This window comes from Urbifossiella limnaea (genome assembly GCF_007747215.1).
Taxonomy (GTDB): domain Bacteria; phylum Planctomycetota; class Planctomycetia; order Gemmatales; family Gemmataceae; genus Urbifossiella; species Urbifossiella limnaea.
The window spans coordinates 3,983,632-4,003,323 of the sequence record NZ_CP036273.1 but is presented as its reverse complement, the minus strand read 5'-3'; the positions used below and the strand labels follow the sequence as shown (position 1 = coordinate 4,003,323).

23 protein-coding genes are annotated in these 19,692 nt (G+C 71.7%); 4 read left to right on the top strand and 19 right to left on the bottom strand.

Annotated features, from left to right (window positions below; genetic code table 11):
• Positions 1 to 34: 34 nt before the first annotated feature.
• The 17 genes from ETAA1_RS16365 to ETAA1_RS32920 all read right to left on the bottom strand — a co-directional run bounded on the left by ETAA1_RS16365 (position 35) and on the right by ETAA1_RS32920 (position 13,222).
• Positions 35 to 997, bottom strand: coding sequence for a PLP-dependent cysteine synthase family protein (locus tag ETAA1_RS16365; protein ID WP_145240262.1), 963 nt, complete (start codon positions 995 to 997; stop codon positions 35 to 37).
• Between the two features lie 30 nt (positions 998 to 1,027).
• Entirely contained in the window at positions 1,028 to 1,540 is a 513-nt protein-coding gene (locus tag ETAA1_RS16360) for a carboxymuconolactone decarboxylase family protein (protein ID WP_145240260.1), read from the bottom strand.
• A 108-nt stretch (positions 1,541 to 1,648) separates the two neighbouring features.
• The gene (locus tag ETAA1_RS16355) at positions 1,649 to 2,110 is read right to left on the bottom strand and encodes a hypothetical protein (protein ID WP_145240258.1); all 462 of its coding nucleotides are present in this window, start codon (positions 2,108 to 2,110) and stop codon (positions 1,649 to 1,651) included.
• A gap of 39 nt (positions 2,111 to 2,149) precedes the next feature.
• The gene (locus tag ETAA1_RS32040) at positions 2,150 to 2,314 is read right to left on the bottom strand and encodes a hypothetical protein (protein WP_202920175.1); all 165 of its coding nucleotides are present in this window, start codon (positions 2,312 to 2,314) and stop codon (positions 2,150 to 2,152) included.
• Between the two features lie 99 nt (positions 2,315 to 2,413).
• A complete protein-coding gene (locus tag ETAA1_RS16350; RefSeq protein ID WP_145240256.1) occupies positions 2,414 to 3,235 on the bottom strand; it encodes a class I SAM-dependent methyltransferase in 822 nt (273 codons plus the stop codon).
• Between the two features lie 58 nt (positions 3,236 to 3,293).
• Positions 3,294 to 3,617, bottom strand: a complete 324-nt coding sequence (locus ETAA1_RS16345; protein ID WP_145240255.1) for a DsrE family protein — start codon at positions 3,615 to 3,617, stop codon at positions 3,294 to 3,296.
• 53 nt (positions 3,618 to 3,670) lie between these two features.
• Positions 3,671 to 3,985 carry a carboxymuconolactone decarboxylase family protein gene (locus tag ETAA1_RS16340; RefSeq protein WP_145240253.1) on the bottom strand — a complete coding sequence of 105 codons (315 nt, stop codon included), beginning with the start codon at positions 3,983 to 3,985 and terminating at the stop codon, positions 3,671 to 3,673.
• A complete protein-coding gene (locus ETAA1_RS16335) occupies positions 3,986 to 4,231 on the bottom strand; it encodes a carboxymuconolactone decarboxylase family protein (protein WP_145240251.1) in 246 nt (81 codons plus the stop codon).
• 88 nt (positions 4,232 to 4,319) lie between these two features.
• Positions 4,320 to 4,820: a cupin domain-containing protein gene (locus ETAA1_RS16330; RefSeq protein ID WP_238389232.1), complete on the bottom strand. Its 501-nt coding sequence runs from the start codon at positions 4,818 to 4,820 to the stop codon at positions 4,320 to 4,322.
• Between the two features lie 108 nt (positions 4,821 to 4,928).
• Positions 4,929 to 5,837, bottom strand: coding sequence for a selenium metabolism-associated LysR family transcriptional regulator (locus ETAA1_RS16325; protein WP_145240249.1), 909 nt, complete (start codon positions 5,835 to 5,837; stop codon positions 4,929 to 4,931).
• A gap of 292 nt (positions 5,838 to 6,129) precedes the next feature.
• A complete protein-coding gene (locus tag ETAA1_RS16320) occupies positions 6,130 to 7,491 on the bottom strand; it encodes a TolC family protein (protein WP_202920174.1) in 1,362 nt (453 codons plus the stop codon).
• Between the two features lie 92 nt (positions 7,492 to 7,583).
• On the bottom strand, positions 7,584 to 8,132 hold the full coding sequence (locus ETAA1_RS16315) for a hypothetical protein (protein ID WP_145240245.1): 549 nt from the start codon (positions 8,130 to 8,132) through the stop codon (positions 7,584 to 7,586).
• A gap of 41 nt (positions 8,133 to 8,173) precedes the next feature.
• The gene (locus ETAA1_RS16310; RefSeq protein ID WP_145240243.1) at positions 8,174 to 9,352 is read right to left on the bottom strand and encodes an ABC transporter permease; all 1,179 of its coding nucleotides are present in this window, start codon (positions 9,350 to 9,352) and stop codon (positions 8,174 to 8,176) included.
• 5 nt (positions 9,353 to 9,357) lie between these two features.
• A complete protein-coding gene (locus ETAA1_RS16305; protein WP_145240241.1) occupies positions 9,358 to 10,497 on the bottom strand; it encodes an ABC transporter permease in 1,140 nt (379 codons plus the stop codon).
• Complete coding sequence (locus ETAA1_RS16300) at positions 10,494 to 11,216, bottom strand: ABC transporter ATP-binding protein (RefSeq protein WP_145240239.1); 723 nt, start codon at positions 11,214 to 11,216, stop codon at positions 10,494 to 10,496. The genes ETAA1_RS16305 and ETAA1_RS16300 overlap by 4 nt, the downstream gene beginning before the upstream one ends.
• On the bottom strand, positions 11,216 to 12,748 hold the full coding sequence (locus ETAA1_RS16295; protein WP_145240237.1) for an efflux RND transporter periplasmic adaptor subunit: 1,533 nt from the start codon (positions 12,746 to 12,748) through the stop codon (positions 11,216 to 11,218). Before ETAA1_RS16295 ends, ETAA1_RS16300 begins: the two co-directional genes overlap by 1 nt.
• Positions 12,749 to 12,844: 96 nt before the next feature.
• On the bottom strand, positions 12,845 to 13,222 hold the full coding sequence (locus ETAA1_RS32920) for a hypothetical protein (protein WP_238389231.1): 378 nt from the start codon (positions 13,220 to 13,222) through the stop codon (positions 12,845 to 12,847).
• Here ETAA1_RS32920 and ETAA1_RS33685 point away from each other — a divergent pair.
• The 3 genes from ETAA1_RS33685 (at position 13,124) to ETAA1_RS16280 (ending at position 16,009) form a co-directional block, all read left to right on the top strand.
• Entirely contained in the window at positions 13,124 to 13,930 is an 807-nt protein-coding gene (locus tag ETAA1_RS33685; protein ID WP_315851277.1) for an efflux RND transporter permease subunit, read from the top strand. The genes ETAA1_RS32920 and ETAA1_RS33685 overlap by 99 nt on opposite strands.
• Before the next feature lie 71 nt (positions 13,931 to 14,001).
• Positions 14,002 to 15,155, top strand: a protein-coding gene (locus tag ETAA1_RS16285; protein WP_145240233.1) for an IS3 family transposase whose coding sequence is annotated in 2 segments (ribosomal slippage) — positions 14,002 to 14,272 and positions 14,272 to 15,155 — 1,155 coding nt in all. Because the reading frame shifts where the segments join, the coding sequence is not laid out codon by codon here.
• A gap of 11 nt (positions 15,156 to 15,166) precedes the next feature.
• Positions 15,167 to 16,009 carry an efflux RND transporter permease subunit gene (locus ETAA1_RS16280; RefSeq protein ID WP_238389229.1) on the top strand — a complete coding sequence of 281 codons (843 nt, stop codon included), beginning with the start codon at positions 15,167 to 15,169 and terminating at the stop codon, positions 16,007 to 16,009.
• A gap of 139 nt (positions 16,010 to 16,148) precedes the next feature.
• Here the strand turns inward: ETAA1_RS16280 and ETAA1_RS16275 are convergent, their stop codons facing one another.
• Positions 16,149 to 18,449 (bottom strand): fused MFS/spermidine synthase, encoded by a 2,301-nt coding sequence (locus ETAA1_RS16275; RefSeq protein ID WP_145240232.1) that lies wholly within the window; start codon positions 18,447 to 18,449, stop codon positions 16,149 to 16,151.
• Entirely contained in the window at positions 18,446 to 19,015 is a 570-nt protein-coding gene (locus ETAA1_RS16270; RefSeq protein WP_145240230.1) for a hypothetical protein, read from the bottom strand. Before ETAA1_RS16270 ends, ETAA1_RS16275 begins: the two co-directional genes overlap by 4 nt.
• A gap of 217 nt (positions 19,016 to 19,232) precedes the next feature.
• Here ETAA1_RS16270 and ETAA1_RS16265 point away from each other — a divergent pair, with 217 nt between their 5' ends.
• Complete coding sequence (locus tag ETAA1_RS16265) at positions 19,233 to 19,658, top strand: hypothetical protein (RefSeq protein ID WP_145240228.1); 426 nt, start codon at positions 19,233 to 19,235, stop codon at positions 19,656 to 19,658.
• The last annotated feature ends 34 nt before the right edge of the window (positions 19,659 to 19,692 follow it).

Here is a 19,692-nt window from a genome sequence, read left to right as displayed (position 1 = left end):
TCGCGACCTCACCCTGGCCACTGCACTCTTTCCATCACTCACTTTCGAGACTCGCCGTGCCCTGGCGTATCCAAGCTCGCGAGAGGTAGCGGTCCCACGAGTCGGCGAGAAGAACGACGATCGGGTCGCTGTGCTGGCTCCTGGCCGCGATCCGCAGAGCAGCCGCAACTGCCGTTCCCGACGAGCCGCCGACGAGCAGGCCCTCCTCCCGGATGAGCCGGCCAGTCATGGCGAACGACTCGTCGTCCGACACTCGCTCGGCGATGTCGATGACCGCGAAGTCGAGGACGGGCGGCGCGACGCTTCCACCGATGCCCTCCACGGCGTAGGCCGCGTCGTGATCCGGGTGCGCTGGGTTCACCAGGTGGGCGAGCCGGGAGCCGACCGGGTCGGCGAGGATCACACTCGCCCCGGGAGCCCGCGCCCGGAGGTAGCGCCCGACGCCGGTGATCGTGCCGCCGGTGCCGACCCCGCAGACGAACGCGCCGACGCGGCCGCCGCACTGCTCCAGGATCTCTGGCCCGGTCGTCTCCTCATGGACCCTCGGATTGGCCGGGTGCGCGAACTGGTCGGTCAAAAACCAACCCCGCTCGGCCGCGAGCCGGCGGGCTGCCTGCTGGAAGTTCTGCGGGTCGTGGGGCGGCGCGTTCGGCGTGACGACGACCTCTGCGCCCGCGGCACGGAGGGCGGCCCGCTTGTCCTCCGACATCTTCTCGGGCATCACGCACACGAGCCGGTAGCCCCGGACGGCGGCGACGAGCGCGAGCCCGATGCCGGTGTTCCCGGCCGTCGCTTCGATCAGTGTCATCCCGGACCGCAGTACGCCGCGGCGCTCGGCATCGTCCACGATTGCCTTGGCGATCCGGTCCTTGCCGCTCCCGCCCGGGTTGAGGAACTCGCACTTCCCGTACACCGGGACCGGGCAACCGGAGGCGACCCGGTTCAGTCGAACGAGCGGCGTGTTCCCGATGCGGTCAAGAATGGTGGTACTGCCCATACGGCATCTACTTGGTGGGTTCGGAAGGCGTCACGGAAGCTCGACCCCGAAGACGTTGTTGAACCGGCACGTGAGGTTTGCCTGTGCCACCGTCGCGGCGAGCGTCACGAGCTGCCCGGGCGTGAACGCGGCCCGGAGCCGGGCCAGCACGTCGTCGGCCACCCGGCCGGTAAGCGTCCATTGCTCCGTGAACCGGAGCACGTCCTTCTGGCCCCCGGTGTAGGCCGCGCTCTCCTCGAAGGGGAGCAGGTCACGGATCTGTTCGTCGGTCAGCCCAGCCCGGCGGCCGTGCTCGACGTGGTAGTGCCGGCAGACGTGGCAGTCGGTGATCTCAACCACTTTCAGGTATGCGAGCTCGCGGGTCTTCGCGTCGAGTACGGTCCGGACGGCCTTGGCCATCGAGACGGCGGCGTCGAGGACGAGCGGGGCGTGGGCGAAGGTGCGGTACATGTTCGGCACCTGACCGAGCTTCTCCCGAAGGGACTCGAGCGGGCCTTGCGCCTCACCGGCTTCCGTGGCACTGAGCGGCGGCAGGAGTGGCATACTCAGGTCCTCGCGAGTGGCGGGGCGGGCGGCGTCAGAACGGACGGCCCCCCACGACCCGTTGCCGAGTCGTGGGGGGCCGCGTCAGCTGCTCTCGACCGGCTGCTCTTACTTCCCCTTCGGCTCGACCCGCGGGACGAGCTCGACGGCAAACGGAATCCTGACATCGGCCTCCGGCGTGCCCCGCCTCACGACGACCGAGCCCTCGTGCTTCCCCGCCGCTTCGATCCCGGGGACTTGGATGTCGAAGCGGGGTGCTCCGGCATCCGCCTTCGGCCCGCGGTGCACGCGCCATCCCTTCGGGAGGACCACCCTCGCGGACCCCGTGCTCCCGTCAGCGAGCCGGACCGACACCCTGACCAAGTCGCCCGGGGCCGCGACCGGATTGTCGACGACCACCTTCACACCCGACTTGTCCGCCGTCACCGGCTGTACCATGGCGGCCTCCGGCGACTCTTTCTCGCGGAGGTGTTTGAGCACCTTCTCCGGCGTCGTCTTCGTCCCGTCGAAGTAGACCGTCACCCACTCCTTGAGCGGCGTCTTCTGGACCAGCTTCACGACGTCGATCACTCCTGGCTGACCAGCCAGCACGGCGTTCGCCGTGTCGTATCAGCACACCTGGTAGGCGCGCACACTCGCCCCCGGCGGGACCTTGACGCCGTTCGCCGAGGTCCGGTCGGCGGCCCCCTCCGTGTCGTCGGCCGCGGCCGTCCAGACGAGTCCCGCGAGGGCCGCGCCCACCGCCGCCACACGAATTCCGCTCAGCAAAGGCATGTCGCTCTCTCCGTGCTTGTCGTCGGTCCCTCGGTTTCGGACGCGGTCCGCGTGGGACGACCCGCGGACCGCGTGTACCGCCCGCTCCGGCCACCGCGCTCAGGTCTTGGTGGCGATTACTTCCAGGTATTCCGACTCGACGCGCGTCGCGCCGGGAGACGCCTGGTTGTGGCCCGTCCAGAGCTGCTCGAGGTCGGCGCGGAGCGCGGCCTGCTTCCCGGGCTCGCCCGAGAGCGCCTCGAACGCCCGGCACGTGGGGCCGTAGTACACCCGCCAGAACTCCACCACCTCAGTGGGGGTGAGCGGGAACTCGAACCGGATCATCCGCTTCGTCAAGGACTGTTCCGTTCCGGCTCCCAGCCGCTCCCGTACCGTGGCCTCGTCCCCCCACCGAAGTGGTGAGGGCATACCGGCCGGGGGCGAAACATGGCCGGCGATCGTCTTGAACACCTGTCCGATGAACCCGCCGGGCGTCCAGTTCGCGAGCGCGATTGTGCCTCCGGGCCGGCAGACGCGAAGCAACTCGGCGGCTGCCAGTTCCGGGCGTGGCGCGAAGATCACCCCGAACATGCTGATAACCGCGTCGAAGCTCGCGTCCGGGTACGACAGTTTCTCCGCGTCCCCCTCGTCGAACCGGGCGGTGAGCCCCTCCGCCGCGGCCCGCGACCGGGCCTGCTCCAGCAGGTTGGTGGCGATGTCCACCCCGGTGACAACGGCCCCGGCGCGGGCGGCGGGGACGGCGAGGTTCCCAGTCCCGCAGGCGACGTCCAGAACCCTGCTGCCGGGAGCGAACCCGAGCCGGCGGACGAACTCCGCCGCCCCGGCCTCGTAGCTCTTGGCGATGAGCCCGAAGTCGCCCGCCATCCAGGTGGCCTTGAGGCGGCCCTTCAGGGCGTCGATGTCGGTCGCGGGCTGGCTCATCTCGCGTCTCCTGTGGGCCGATCGGCGGCGAGGTCGACACCGGTCGCGAGGAACGGTTTCAGAATGTCAGGGTCTTGTCGCACTCGGCGACCAGGCGGTGGAGGTCGTTCATCGTGGAGACCGGGCACATCTCGCTTCCGCCGGCCTGGCGCAGCTTCAGGCACGTGCCGCAGGCCAGGATGGTCCCCCCAGCAGCGACAAACTGTGCCATCTGCTCGGTGACCGTGAAGGCAGCGGAATCGAGCGACTCGGCCTCCACGCCGCGCCCGAGCAGAAATACTCGCACCTCGTCGCCGTGGTGCTTGATGGAGTGGTCGCCGAAGCGGAACGCATTCCACACGGTTTCCGGGTCGTTCGAGTAGATCACGATGCCGAGTTTCATTGCGGAGTGCCCGTAGGTGTCTGGACGAGCGTGTCACCGAAGGCCCGAACCGTTCAGGCGGCGGGGCCGGCGTAGCGCATGCCCGGCTCCGGGTCGACGCCCAGGCCGTCGAGCACGCGGTTGATGAAGTTGAAGTAGCCGACGCACTGGACGGCATCGACCAGCTGCTCGTCCGTGTAGCCGAGATCGCGCAGGGCGTCCAGGTCCGCCCGCGACACCCCCTGCGGGTTCTTCGTCAGCTTGACCGCGTAGTCGAGCAGGACCACTTCGCGGGCGGTCAGGCCGGCCGCGCGGTAGTCGTTCTGAATGGCTTGCCGCTGCTCGTCGCTCTCGACCGCCGACCGGAGGTCTTTCTCGTGCGACTCCATTCAGTAGAAGCACCCGTTCACCTTCGACACCACGGTGGCGATCAGCACCCGCTCCCGCCGGCTGATACCGGTCGGCGCGTCCATGAGCTGGCAGTACAGCTCGAACCCGCGGGCCGTCGTCTCGGGCCGGAGGCTCTGGAGTTTCGCGATGTTGGGCACCTTGCCGGCGCGCTCACGGGCCTTGCGGTACACCTCGGCGAGTGCCCCCGTCGCCTGATCCTCCGGCACGGTCGAAACCCACGGCATGTCAATTCTTCCTTGGTGCGTCGCGGAACGGAACACGTCTGGACCGGGCAGCATCTCGATCCACACCGACTCCACAGCTCGCGCCGACTTACTGCTTGCCCTTGCGGGGGTCGTCGGCCGGGTTGACGTACTCGATCACCCACGGCCCGTCGCCGTGGAACTGGACGACGGTTTCCCCTTTCACCCAGACGTAGTGCTTCATCCCGGCCGGCCACGTCCCGTAGGTGCCGGCGGGCAGCGCCTCCCCCTTTTTCTCGTCGAACGCGTCCCCCATCCCGAGGTTGAACGTGCCGGAGATGATCGTGACCCGTTCCGGCTTGGGGTGAGTGTGCGGCGGGATCTTGTAGCCGTCGGGCACCTTCACCCGGAATACGAACGGCCCCGGCTTGGTCGGGTCGCCTTCGAGAACGGCGATTTTGGCCCCCGGTGGGAGAGAAGGCGGCCCGTCCTGCCACTTGAGGCCGTCGGGTCGGTGGAGCGCGGCCATCTCCTTCTTGTCGTCGTGCCCGGCCGACGGCGCGGGTCCGCGCGTGACCAACAGCGCAGCGACCGCGACGGAAAGCGTGGCCAGCGTCCTTGAGCGGAACATGCTCGACCCCCGGTCGGCGTTGAGGAGCGACGGGGGCACGTTAGGGGCGGACGGGGAACGGCGTGAGGGACGGGTGGTGATAGTCGGCGTGCGGATGATAAGCGGGGCTTATGACGCGAGGTCGGGGACGGCTTCGAGGTGGGTTACGAACAACCGGGCCGGAGGTGACAGCACCCGCCGGCGGTCGGTGACCACGAACAGCTCGCGGTCGCAGACGAGGCCCTCGACATCCAGCGCGAGCAGCCGCCCGGCGACCACGTCCTTCCGGACGGCGAGCGTGGAGAGAACGGCCACGCCGACCCCGCGCAGGACGGCCTCCTTGATGGCCTCGTTGCTACCCAGTTCGAGGGCGATGCGCAGGTCGGAGAGCGAGCGGCCCACCCGGTCCAGCGCCTTCTCGAAGCAGTGCCGCAAGCCTGACCCGGGCTCGCGCAGCACGAGGGGGTGGGCGGCGAGCTGACGGAGCGTCACGCGATTCTTCCTGGCGAACCCGTGGCCAGGCGGGGCGATCACGACCATCCGGTCGTCGGCGAGGTGGCGAAACGCGAGGCCCGCACCATCGGACTTTCGGCCGACCAGTCCCACGCTGACTTCGCCGGACTCGACCAGCCCGATCACGGCGGCGCTGTCCCTCACCGCGGCCTGGACCCGGACGTGCGGGTGTTTCGCGCCGAAGGCGGCGAGCAGGGCGGGGAGGAGGTGCTCGCCGGGGACGGAACTGGCGGCGATGGCGAGCCTGCCGGTGACGGGCACCTCCTTGCCAGTGACCTCCCGGCGCACCTCTCGGTGGAGGTCGAGGATGCGGCGCGCGTAGTCGTGTAGCTTGCGGCCGGCGTCGGTCGGTTCGACCTTCCCTCCGATCCGGCGGAACAGGGGCACGCCGAGTTCGCGCTCGAGCACCTGGATGCGCTGGCTGACGGCGGCCTGGGTGAGTCCGAGCGCGCGGGCGGCGGCGGTGAAACTCGACCGCTCGGCGGCCTCGGCGAACGTCTCCAGGTGCGGCAGTTCGGGGTTCATAACGTTCAGGGTCGGGGTCGGCTATTGCCAGGCTACGACTACCGAATCACCGCGCCGATACCACGTGCAGTGAGTCCGTTTGGTCGAACCGTCCGTCCGAACCTGCACGAGAATCGGGGTACCGGTTCGGACGTCACAGGGTTCGGCAACGGACAAGATATCGCCCAGATACGGGAATCGTGGAGCGCGGCGGTCACCTCGCCCGGTCTGGCCAACGTGGCGTGTCGGACCGACGCACAATGCGAAAGACGGGATTTCATCTGCAAACGAGACGGTGAGATCGGTGTCGCCCCTACCGACCGGGCTGAGTGACGGCCTCGATCTCGGCGGCGGCGGCCCACAGGTCGCCGAGCGTCTGGGTATAGTCGATCCGGGCCTGGGTCAACACCCGGCGGGCGTCGAGGGTGTCGAGAAACCGCTCGCCGCGGGCGGCGTATACCCGGTCAATCTGCTCCAGCGCGGCGGCCGCGTCCGGGAGCACGCGCGTCCGGTACAGGTCGAGTTGCCGCCGGGCGTTCTCGTATCGCTGGTACGCCCCAGCCAATCGCTCGGTCGCCCGCAGCCGGGCCTGCTCGACGCCTGCCTCGGCCGCCACCAGCCTCGCCTGCGCGGCAGCGATGTTTCCGCGGTTCCGGTCGAACACCGGGAGCGGAACGCCGACCTGCACGCTCGCCATCGGCGCGCGGGTGGTGTAGTCGTGGGCGACCGTCGTCATCGTGTGGACGTTCGGGACCGGTCGCACCTCCGCCGCCCGCAGCTCGCCCCGCGCCTGCTCCGCCTCGGCCGCCGCCGCCAGGACGAACGACGACCGCCCGGTGAGTTCGACCGCCTCGTCGTACCCGGGGAGCGCGACGGCCGGCGGGAGTTCGCCCTCCGCGATCGCGGGGAGCTGGGCCACGCCCACCGCCACCGCGAGCAGCCGCTCGGCGGCCGCGACCCGCTGCCGGGCGCCACCGACCCGGTTGGCGATCTGCACCGTCTCGACCCGCAGCCGGGTCACGTCGTAGGCTTCGGCCTTCCCGCCGGCGGTGAGTTTCTCGGCCCGGTCGAGCCCCCCGGCGAACAATTCCGCCGTCCGCTCCGTCTCGCGCAGGACGGCCCGCGCGGTGAGGTACTCGACGTAGGCGGTGCGGACCCGGGCGGCGGTGTCGAACCACGTCGACGCCGCCTGCCAGTCGGCGGCGCTCACCCCGGCCCGGGCCGCGGCCGTGGCGATCCGCAGCTTCCCCGCGGTGACGAACTCCTGGGCGACGTACCCGCCCTGCTGGCCGGGGGTGCCCGGGCCGTCGTTGATCTGGTTCCCCGAGTAGCCGACGGTGGGGTTTGGGTAGAGCCCGGCCTGAACCATCCGCCCGCGCGCCTCGCCGACGCGCGCCGCCGCCGCCGCCAGGTCCGGGTTCCGGGCCTGGGCGAGCGCGAGGAGGTCGTTCAGCCCGGGGAACGCCGGCACCGGCTCGACCGCGGACGCGGGACGGACCGCCGTGTCCGTGTCCTCCCCCCGCGGTGCGGCCCCGGCCGGCCTCGGTGCGGGGGGCGACACGGACACCGGCACCGCGCGGGAGGGGTAGGCCGGGGGGGCGGGCGGCACGGACGCGCAGCCGAGCACCGCGGGGAGCCCCGCGGCGAGTACGACCCGCACGAGAACGTGAGTCACCGACCGCATCCGGCCTCCGTGCCTGTCGCGGCGTGTCGGTGTTATCGGCCGCGCCGCCCGTGCGGCGCCACTGAAAGCCGCCCGGGCCGGCGTCAGCCGGGGTAGAACCGGGTGGCGACGACGCGCACCAGCTTGTTGTCCTTCCCCTCGCGCCGGACCTCACCCTCGACGGTGATCGTGCTCCCCGGCTTCAGCCCACGGAATCCTTCGAGCGTCGCCGCGACCGGCGCCCCCTTCGCGTCCACCAACTCCACCCGCACCGCGTGCTCGTCGAGGATCGCCTTGCAGGTCGGGCACTTGGCCGCGTTGTCGCAGTCGAACTCCTCTTTGATGTCGTCCTTCGCCATGTCCGCGTGCGACAGCATCACGAACGTGGCGAACGCCGCGTTATACGGCTTCACCTTCTCCGTCGGCACTTGCCCGGTCACGACCACCTTCTCGCCGGCCTTCTTCGTGAGCGCCTCGTTCACGGTGATCGCCCCCGCCGGCTTCTCGGCCATCACCAGCGGCTCCAGTTTCGAGGCGTCGCCCGCCGCGGCGGTCGGCGACGGCGGCTGCTGCGCCTCCGGCCGCGGCGCGGGCTGGCCGCACCCGACCGCGGCGGCGAGCAGGAGGGCGAAGGGGGTCAGTCGCGTCGTCATGGGACACCTCGGAAGGAACCCGGCAACACCGGGGGGATTCGTCACGTCGCCTTCAGCGCGTCGGGGATCGGCAGGCGGAACGCCCGCACCGCCGGGGGGACGGCCCCGAACACGCCCAGCCCGAGCCCGGCCGCGCACCCGACGAGCAGCGCCGTCCGGTCGATCTGGAGCGCGAACGCCCCCATCGTGAACCGCACCGCCACCCCGTGCGCCAGCCCGAGCGCCAGCCCCGCCGCCGCGAGCGTCGCGGCCGCCGCGAGGATCACCGACTCTTGCAACAGGCTCACGGCGATCGCCCGCCGGGGGAAGCCGACGGCCTGAAGAGCCGCGAACTCCCGCACCCGCCCGGACACCGCCGCGTACATCGTGTTCGCCGCCCCGCAAGCCCCGGCCGCAGCCACCAGCCCGACCAGCAGCCACGCCAGCGCCCGCATCGGGGCGTAGTGCTTACCGAGGAAGGCGTAGTACTCCGACTCGCGGCTCCCCGCCAATTCCAGGTCGGGGCGGCGGTTGCGGCAGAAGTACTCGACGTACCCCATCTGCTTCGCCGGGTCGCCGGCCGGGTCGAACCGCATCGCCACCACGCTCACGTCGTTCGGCCGCCGCATCGCCGCCTTCAGGTCGTCGAGCCGGCACCACACCTCGGCTTCGAGGAGCGTCCCCGGGGCGGCGAACCGACCGCTCACCCGCCACGGCTTCCCCTCGATGCTGATCGACCGCCCGACGCCCACCTCGGCGGGCTCGACGCCGAGCTTCGCCGGGGCCAGCCGGCCGACGAGCACCTCGCCGGGGCCGGGGAGCGTCCCCTCGACCAGCGCCACCTGCCGGCGGACGAGGAACGCCCGGTCGAGGTCCACGCCGCGGAACACGGCGAGCGTCGTGGCGTCCCCCACCTGCACGCGGCCGGCGATGGTCAGCTCCGGGGACACGGCCGCGGCCTCGCCGTACTTCACGAGGTGTGCCGAGAACTCGGTGCGGGCCAGTGCCGCCACCTCGTCGGCGATCGACGAGTTCTCCAGATTCTCGGCGGCGTTGGCGTTGTGGAGCAGCACCACCTCCGGGTCGCCGCTCTGTTGCAGACTCAGTTCCAGCCCGCGGACGAACCCGAGCACCACGAGCAGCAGGAACACGACGAGGCCGAGGCCGAGCGCGGTCAGCGCCGTCCGCACCGGCCGCCGGCCGAGGTTCCGCACGCCGTAGTCCCACGGGAGGAGCCGCATCCGGGTCACCGCAACGAGGACACGATTTCCGCCCGCCCGGCCTGCCACGCCGGGACCGCCCCGGCGACGAACCCGACGGCCAGCGACAGCAGCAGCCCCGACGCCACCAAGCCGGGGGACGCAACGAAGTCGATGCTCGCGCCCTCGGTCGAGAGCGTCATCGGCCGCCACAGCAGGAACGCCACGCACGCCACCGTTCCGACCACGCCCCCGGCCAGGCTGATGAGGCAGCTCTCGGCGAGCATTAGCGAGAACACCCGCGGCCCGGAGAAGCCGAGCGTCTGCAACACGGCGTGCTCCTTCACGCGGTCCTGCGCCGACATCACCACCGAGTTCGCCACCAGCACCACGACGACGCCGACGCACACGAACCCGAGCCAGCGAGTCATCCCGATCAGGTCGAGGAGGTCGGCCAGGGCGGCGGCGTAGTGCGCCTTCTGCGGTTTCGTCTCGGTCGGCACCTCGAACTTCTCCTTCAGCTTCGCGTCGATCGCGGCGGCGACCGCCCGGGCATGCTCGGGGTCGTCGAGTTGCACCTCGAACAGCGTCGCGTGGTAGACGTGGTGCGCCGTCGGGTTCGACAGGAGGTTGAGGTGCGTGTAGATCACGTTCTCCTCCCCAGTGCCGTCCGACGCGAACACCCCGGCGACCTGGACGGTGACGCCCGCGACGGTGAACGACTGGCCCGGCCGGAGCCCGCGGCGCTCGGCGATCCGCCGGCCGACGATCGCCGCGTCGGTGCGGGCCTGGAACGCGCCCCAGTCGCCGGCGAGGAGTGTCAGGTTCGGCCGCACGGCCGGCAGGAGCTTCGGATCGACGCCGTGGAACACGACCGTGTCGAGGCTCGCCCGGCAGTTGTTCACCACCACCTTGACGGGCAACACCGACTTCACCCCCGGCACGCCCTGGATGGTGTCGGCGTAGAAGACCGGGAGCTGGCTGGAGCTCGGGCAGAAGCGGTACGCCTGGAACACGATGAGCCGGTCGTCGCGGGCGCCGAGCACCCGGTCGAGCCCACCCTGAATCGCGGTCACGAACAGGAACAGGAACAGCAGCAGCGCCGTGCCGGCGACGGTCATCGCGGTGCGGACGCGGTGGCCGAGGACGTTCTTGCGGACGTAGGGGAGGAACTTCAGCACGGTCACGCCCCCGCCCGGGTGAGCGGCCCGCGGGCGGGCACGGCCCGGAGGTCGCTCGCCACGAGCGCCCCCTTCTCCAACCGCACCAGCCGCTTCGCCGCGGCGGCCGCGTGCGGGTCGTGGGTCACCATCACCAGCGTCTTCCCCATCTCGTCGTTGAGCCGCTTCAGCAGCGCCAGCGTGGCGTCGGCCGTGTCGGCGTCGAGGTCGCCGGTCGGCTCGTCGGCCACGAGGATGGTCGGGTCGCCGACGACGGCCCGGGCGATGGCGACCCGCTGCTCCTGACCGCCGGAGAGCTGCCGCGGGTAGTGGTCGTGGCGGTCCAGCAGGCCGACCGCGTCGAGCGCCACCTCGACCCGCTTCCGCCGCTCGGCCCGCGACAGCGGGAGGAGCAACAGCGGCAACTCGACGTTCTCGAACGCGGTGAGGACCGGGATGAGGTTGTAGAGCTGGAAGATGTACCCGACGTTCCGCGCCCGCCACGCCGCCAGCTTCGTGCGCGACAGCTTCGCCAGGTCGTCCCCACCGACGCGAATAACGCCGCTCGTCGGCCGGTCGATGCCGGCGATGAGGTTCAGGAGCGTCGTCTTCCCGGAGCCCGACGGCCCCATCAGGGCGACGAACTCGCCCGCGTCCACCGTCAGGTCGAGGTCGCGGAGGACGGGCACCTCCTGGCTCCCCTTCCGGTACACCTTCGACAGCCCTTCGATCTCGACGAGCGGCATCAGCGGTCCTCCCCGACGACGCGGACCCGGGCGCCGGGGCGGAGCCCGTCGCGGCCGGTGGCAATCAGCTTGTCGGTCGGGTTCAGCCCGCCGACCACCTCGGCCGCTTCCGTCTGCCGGTCGGCCTCGCCCGGTGCCAGCTCAACCGCCCGCAGGTCGGCCCGCCCGGCGACCGGGTCGAGCACCCACACCCGTACCCCGCCGCCGTCGGCGACGAGGAGCCGGCGCGGGACGACGAGCCGGCGGGCGGTTTCGGCCTTCGCCGGGCCGGACGCCGGCGGGGCGAGGAAGCGGACGGCGGCGATCATGTCGGGCCGCAACTCCACCGGCGGTGTGCTGGCGAGCTCGACGGTCACCGGGACGCTGTTGCGGCTGACGTTCGCCAGGTGCGCGTCGTAGGCGATCGTGCCCGCGAGCTTCCGCCCGGGGAGGACGTCCTCGACCTCGACCTCTACCGGCCCGCCGCGGCGGACCATCGCGAACTTCGCCACCGGCACCTCAACCCGCACCTGGAGCCGGGCTGGGTCGTAGAGCGTGACGACCGCCCCCTTGCTCTCGGCGAGCGCGTCCTTCCCGCCGACGATCCGCCCGGGTCGGACGTGCAACCCCATGACGACACCTGCGAAGGGGGCGACGACCTTCGCCCGGGCGAGTTCGAGCTCGGCCCGCCGCACCTCGACCGCCGCGTCGGCCGCGTCCTGGTCGGCCTCGTCGGCGCGGGCGGCGAGGCTCGCCCGGTCGGCCTCGGCGGCGGCGATCCCGAGCTCCGCCTGCGTAACGCGAACCGCGGCCCCCGTCCTCGCCTTCCCCAGCCGGGCGGCGGCGGCGTCCCGCTCGGCCTTCGCCAGCTCGACCGCCTGCTTGGCCTGGCGGAGCCGCACGTCCGACCCCGCGGCCTTCGACCGCCACAACTCCTCCTCGACCTCCGCGGTCAGCTCGGCCGCCTTGACCGCGACGCCGGCCTTCGCCGCGTCGGCCGCGGCGGCGGTGGCGTCGGCCTCCCCTTCGGCCTTCGCCAGCCCGACCGTTGCCCCGGCGTTGGTGACGGCAACGCCGGCCTTTGTCACGTCGGCCCGGGCGGCGCGGGCCGCCGCAAGCCGCTTGGCGTGCCGCTTCCCGGCCGCATCAACGTCGAGGGCGGCGCGGGCGGTGTCGAGGCGAACGAGTTCCTTCCCTGCCTCGACCCGGTCGCCGGGGTAGACGAGCACCTCGGCCACCCGGTACATCCCCTCCGTCTGCACGGTCACGTCGGTCGGCCGCGGGAGCGGTTCGACCCACCCGTTCGCGCGGAACAACTCCCGGCCGACGACCACCTCGGCGGCGCCGGTCTGCACCCGGACGGGCACGACCTTCACGTCGGCGGGCGGGGACACGACATCCCACGACGCCCACAGGACGAGCCCGGCGAACCCGCCGACGAGCGCGAAAGGGAGCGCCACCCGGCTCACCCATCGGCGGGGGAGGCGGATTGCGGGGACGACCGCGGACCGGGTAACGGTCAGCGCGCCGAGGTCGGCGTGCGGGTTGGCCATGCGATCACCCTCGCCTCACGGCGGTGGTGTGAATGGGTGTCGGCGTCACGCGGCGCGTGAGCGGGTGTTGGGCGTGCCCGGGACCGGGCGGACGGGTCAGGCGCGCGGGGGGCGGTCGAGCCGGAAGGCGTACTCGCAACTCGGGGATATGGCGGTCGTGGCCGGCAAATGTTCGGACGCCACTGCGTCGCGGACGACGGCGGCGGGGAGTTCGTTCAGCACCGGGACGGGGCTACAGAGGGGCGAGAGGCAGTCGGTCGGGCAGCGCGGCTCGGTCGGTGGCCTGTTGTCCCGGGTGGGGGTAGCGGGCACCCGCGGGCGCTGGGCCGCACAGCACCCCTTCTTGCACGCGGGGGCCGTAGCAATCTGGACGGTATGGGTGCGGGTGAGCGACCGCGCGACCGCGACCTTGCACACCGGAGCTTGTCCGGCGAGCAGGCCGACGACCAGAACGAGCCTCACTGCCACGGACACGCGAACCCCCCGACGATGTCGTTGGTGGGTAGTTTACCCCTCCAGAGTCGGTGGAACAACTCCACCCGGACGCCGCGCCCGACCCGTCGCCTCCCCGCCGACCCGCAGCTACAATCGCATTTCACTCGGGCTCGACCGTCTCTCGGCGGAAGAGTCGTCACGCCGACGCGGACGGAACCGGGTACTGACGGGGGGTGCGACCCGAAGAGAACCGCGCTGATTGAGGCAACCCCGCCGGCCGTCGTGATGACTGCTACCTTGGCCCTCAACCTCAGACACACGGCTGTGAGGGAAGTAGCAGTCCATTCCAAGTGGCCTGGCGATCTACGGCTCCCCAGCAAGGAGGAACTCGTCGCGGCGATGGAGCGCGCCCTGGAGGCGGAGGTGCCGGCCAACGCCTACAGCTTCTCGCAGCCGATCGAGCTGCGGGTCGCCGAGCTGGTCGCGGGTGTGAAGTCGGACTTGGGGATCAGCCTGTACGGGGACGACCTCGACCTCCTCCGGGCGAAGGCGGAGGAGGTCTCGAAGGCGCTGTCCCGGGTGCCCGGGGCGGCGGACGTGTCAGTCGAGCAGACCGGCGGGCTGCCGTGCCTGCGGGTGGTCGTGGACCGGGCGGCCGTCGCCCGGCACGGGGTGAACGTGCGGGACGTGCTCGACGCGGTGGCGGTCATCGGCGGGAAGGAGGTCGGGCAGGTGTACGAGGGGTAGCGGCGGTTTGAAGTTCCCCACGAGTTGCGGACACCAAGTTAAGGGGTACTCTTCCCTCACAGGAGACCCCGATGGCAGAAGCACGACGCGTTTTCACCCGCGAGTTCAAGATCGCGGCGGTGAAGCTGGTGACCGAGAAGGGGAAGTCCGTGTCCGAGGTCGCGAGAAGCCTCGGGATCGCCGCGGAGTTACTCCGGCGGTGGAAGCATGCCCTCCGAGCGGAACCCGACCAGGTCTTCCCGGGGCACGGCAACCTCCCGCCCGCCGACGAGGAACTCCGCCGACTCCGGGCCGAGGTCGCACGCCTCAAGGCCGAGCGGGACATCCTAAAAAAAGTTACGGCACTCTTCGCCCGGGAGTCGCCGTGAGCTACGCCTTCATCGACGAGCACCGGGCCCGGTGGCCCGTCGCGTGGATGTGCGACGCCCTCGGCGTCTCCACGGCGGGTTACTACTCCTGGGGTCTTCGCGACGCCAGCCCGGGGGAGAAGCGGCGGGAGAAGTTGACCGTCGAGATCGAGGCCGTCCACGCCGAGGTCAAGGGTCGCTACGGCAGCCCACGCATCCACGCGGAGTTGGCGGCTCGCGGACACGGCTGCTGCGTCAACACCGTCGCACGCCTCATGCGGGACGCCGGGATTGCCGCCAAGACGAAGCGGAAGTTCCGGCAGACGACCGACTCGAACCACACCTTGCCGGTGGCCGAGAACCTGTTGGATCGGCAGTTCGACCCGGACCGACCCAACGGCTCCTGGGTCGCGGACATCACGTACATCCCGACCCGCGAAGGGTGGTTGTACCTGGCGGCCGTCGAGGACCTGTTCAGCCGGATGGTGGTCGGGTGGTCGATGGACGCGACGATGACGAGCCGGCTGGTGGTGGATGCGTTGGAGTCGGCGGTCCTCCGTCGTCTCCCGGGGTCCGAACTGGTGGCCCACTCGGATCGGGGGAGCCAGTACGCGAGCGAGCACTACCAGCGGGTGTTGGGCGAGGAAGGGATCACGTGCAGCATGAGCCGGCGTGGGAACTGCTGGGACAACGCCCCGATGGAAAGCTTCTTCGCGACGCTGAAGAAGGAGTTGATTCACGACGAGGACTACGCCACCCGCGAGGCGGCGAAGGCCAGCATCTTCGAGTACATGGAGACCTTCTACAACCGCGTCCGGCGACACTCGGCTCTGGGCTACCTGTCACCGGTCAACTACGAAGCCACAAACCCCCAATAACCCTTAACCCCGTGTCCGTATTTCGTGGGGAACTCCAGTTCCCGGTCCAGGTCCGTCTCGGCCCCGACTGGCGCGACCGGCTCGACGCGATCCGCCAGATCCGGGTGACGGACAAGGCCGGCCGCCCGGTGCCGCTGGAGCAGCTGGCGGCGCTGAAGCTGGAGGAGGGGCCGGCCCAGATCAGCCGGGACGCGATCCGGCGGCGAATCGTGATCCCGTGCAACGTCCGCGGCCGCGACCTGGCCGGGTTCGTCGGCGAGGCCCGGGCGGCGGTGGACCGGGAGGTGACGCTGCCGACCGGGTACACGGTTGCCTGGGGCGGGACGTTCAAGAACCTTCAGGAGGCGAGCGCCCGGCTGGCGGTCGCGGTGCCGGTCGCGCTGGTGATGATCTTCGTCCTCCTCCACTCGACGTTCAATTCGGCCAAGTTGGCGCTGTTGATCTTCCTGAACGTGCCGATGGCGTCCACCGGCGGCGTGTTCGCGCTGTGGCTGCGCGGGCTGCCGTTCTCCATCTCGGCCGGCGTCGGGTTCATCGCCCTGTTCGGCGTCGCGGTGCTGAACGGCGTGGTGCTGGTGACCTACATCGTGGACCTGCGGAAGGCGGGTCGCGACCCCGCGGCCGCGGCGTTCGACGGGTCCATGATGCGGCTCCGGCCGGTGCTGATGACCGCATCGGTGGCGACGCTGGGGGTCATCCCGATGGCCGTGTCGGCGGGCTCCGGGGCGGAGGTGCAGCGGCCGCTGGCCACGGTCGTCATCGGCGGCCGGGTCACGTCCACGCTCCTGACGCTGTTCGTGATCCCGGCCGTGTACCGCTGGTTCGACCCGAGCAGCGGACAGGCGGCGGCCTGACTCCCCCGACGCTCGATCGCTGGTCCGTGCTCATACCCACGCGGTCACGAGCCAGACGGCCGAACGGATGGGGCGTACGCGGGGTCCGTGAACTATCCGCCGGCCGCGCCGGGCGAGCCGGGCAACCGCGTGCGGCGGTCTAACGACCGGTCAGGCCGAGTCGCTGGGCCTCGCGGCGGCGGGTGGGGCCGGCGAGGCCCGCGAGGGGGCCGTCGAACCGGACGCCGTCCGCCGGGAGCACACCGAGAACGGCGTCGAAGTACGCGCGGAGGCGGGGGCCGGTCAGGGTGCGGGCGGTCCGCTGGCTCAGCGGGGCGGTGAACTCCAGCCACGGGTGCTCGTCGGTGTTCAGCCGCCGGCCGGGGCGGGCGGGCCAGTCGCCGGCGTACAGGTCCGGGAGTGACGCCGGCGCGGCCAACTCCGGGTCCGCCCCGCCCGGCGGGTCGCCGGCCGCGTCGAACCGCGCCGCCAGCCGGTCCGGGTCGAGCACCAGCGGCGCGTCGGAGCCGACGAGCGCCACCATCCCGTACCGCGCGTCGAACTGGCCCCACCAGACGGTCACCGTCGGGAACACCGCGGCGAGGGTGTCGGCGATCAGCTCGAACTCGTCCGGGCCGACCTGGTACAGTGCCACCCACTGGCAGAACAGCCCGCCCGGCCGCAGACATCGCCGCACCGCCGCGGCGTGCTCGATCGTGTACAGGTAGCCGGCGCGGCTCTCCCACGGCACGAACAGGTCCGACACCACCACGTCGAACCGCCGGTCGGTGCGGCGGAGGTAGTGCCGCGCGTCGTCCACGCGCACCTCGACCTTCGGGTGGTCCACCACCCCGCGGTTGGCGTCGCCGAGCAGCCGCGCCGCCTCTACTACCGCCGGGATGAGTTCGACCACCACCGCCCGCTCCACGCCGCAGTCGGCGACGACGGGCGCGGCCGTCAACCCGGTGCCGAGACCGAGGAAGGCGACCTCGCGCGGGGCCGGGTGCAGCAGCAGCGGGAGCCGCCCCTGGCGGTACTCGCGGGCCGCGTTCGCGCCGGTCGAGCCGTGCCGGTAGTGGAGATTCTCTCGCACCCGGAACGACCCGTCGGCCCGAGAGCGGACCACGTCGATCCAGCCGTAGGGCGTCTCCCAGCGGCGAATGATCTCTTCGCCGCGAGCGGCCTCGTCCCCCGTCGGCTGCCGTGGGCTCGCGCCCACCAGCATAACCGCCGCCGCGACCAGCGCCGCGAGCCCGCCGCCGGCCACGACCCGCCCGCGAGCCACGAGTGCGGCGACGGCGGGGAGCGCGAGCAGCGCCGCGGGCACCGAGAACGCCCACCACAGGCCGAGCGCCGGGAGCCACAGGTAGCCGGCGGCGACGGAGCCGACCGCCGCCGCGAGCGTGTTCGCCGCCACGACCCGCCCCAGCGCCCCTCCCGCCCCTGCGAAGGCTGCGGGAAGCACCATTCCGAGCAACACGACGGGCGGCAGGACGACCGCCACCGCCAGCGCCAGCACTCCGGCGAAGTAGCCGGCCGGGGTGTCGCCGGCCTCGAAGTCGTTGAGGCCGGTGAGGCGCACGAAAAGGACGACGGAGGTGAGTACGGCCACCGCCCCAAGACCGGCGGCGGCAACGGCGAGTCGGGCGGGACCGACGCGCCGGCCGAGCGCCGCCGCGGCCGCCGCCCCGAGCGCGAGGCCAGCAAGGAACGTGGCGAGGACGACGCCGAAACTCGTGGTGCTGTTGTGCAGCACCAGCGCGAACATCCGGGCGTAGAGCACTTCGAGCCCGAGCGTCGCCAGCCCGGACAGCGCCGCCAGCCCGACCCACCAGCCCGCCCCGCCGGACGACGCGGCCGCGGGGACGGCCGCCACCCCGCCGCGTCGGGCCAGCGCCAGCGCCGTGGCGCCGCAGCCGGCGCACACCCCCGCGGCGAGGTAACTGCTCGCCGTGACCCCGACGACGACCAGCCCCCCGGCGCTGGCCGCGAGCACGCCGACCACCCCGCCGACGGTGTTCGCCGCGTAAGCGAGCGCGACCCGGCGGCCGCCCCCGGGAGTGCGGCGTGACAGGTGCCCGGCGAGGAGTGGGAACGTCGCCCCGAGCGGGGCCGTGGCGGGGAGCAGGACGGCGAAGCACCACGCGGCGCGAGCCTCTGCAGGTGCGTCCCACGCGGCGAGGACCGACGGGAGCCCGAGCCCCCATGCCGCGGCGAGTAGTTCGCAGAGGCTGTACCCGACGAGTGGACTGACCCGCCGCGCGATCCTGCTGCCGAGCGTCTGCCCGACGGCGAGGCCGGCAAAGTACGCCGCGAGGACCACAGCCACCGAATCGGCCGTGTTACCGAGGACGAGCCCGACCTGCCGCGACCACGACACCTCGAACACGAGCGCGGCCGCACCCGAACACGCGAATACGGCGTAGAGCAGCCGGTCGGCCCGTTCCGCCCCGCGCGTCACTGCCGCGGAGTGGGAGGCAGGTCATTCCGCCGGGGGGCGTCCGGTTCGAGCCGCCAGCCGCGGGCGCCGGCGGCGAACCGGTACACGCCCTCGACGTACTCGGCCGAGAACGGCCCGAACACCCCGCCCTGGTCGAACTCCACGAGGTAGCTCGCCCGGTCCTTCACGGTCACCTCCGTCCCCGGCCGCAACTCGTAGTCTCGCTGCTCGACCCGCACGTGGACCGGGTTCGGGAATTCGGCCGGCAGCCGCAGCGTCAGCCCCGGGCCGACGGCCGCCGGCGCGGGGGCGGGCAGCGGGTTCGGCCTCAGCACGGGCGGAGCGGCCGGGGGCACGATCACCGGCGCGGCCGGCGGCGCCACGATCACCGTGGGCCGGGCCGCCGGGGCGAAGTACCCTGACGTACCGATCCCCGGGTAGACGGGGGTCGGGTAGTGCCAGTGCCCGTGCAGGTGGTAGTGGCCGTGGTGGTAGTGGACGTGCCCGTGGAAGTACTGGGCTTGAGCGGTTGCCCCGCCGGCAAGCACCACGCCGGCGGCCGCCGCGAAGGTGAAGAAGCGGTTCATCGTCCCCTCTAGCTCCGTGAGGGCGGCTCGAAGGCCAATCGCGGCTACAACAACGCCCGAGTCCCCGTCAGTATACGCCGGCTGCAGGTCGCGGCCGATGTCGTCGGTCGTTCCGACTTTTCCGCGCCTGCGGTCTTTTCCTCCGGTTCGACCCGCCATCCGGCCGATGATCGAATCGACCCACGGAGTTCCGTGGATCGCGTTCCGGGCGGCAGCCATGCGGGCACTCACGGCAATTGTCGCAGCGATACTGTCGGTCACGACCGGCGGTCCGCTGCGCTGCCCGTGTCAGCTCGCCGACCTGCTCCGCCCCGCGGCGCCGGCCGCCGTGTGCGACAACGCCCCGGTGTGCAGGTCGTGCCCGTGCCACCGCCACGCCGAGCCGGATGACCCCCAGCCGCGGAGCCCCGACCGCGTGCCGGAGCGGGTGCCGTGCCCGCACGGCCCGGCCCTCGACATCACCCCGCCACCCGCGGGCGAGTATGGGGTCGGCAACGACACCCCAAGCGACGAGGGGATCGCCTTCTGCGAAGACGTTGCCGTCCGCGTGGCCGTGATCGGCGACGCGACCCCGACGGCCTTGAAACTCGCTCAGACCCCACCCGTCGATCACATCCGGTACTCCCACGCCTTCCGCTGTTGATCCGCGCCTGCCCGCCGGATCACCCCCACCCCGG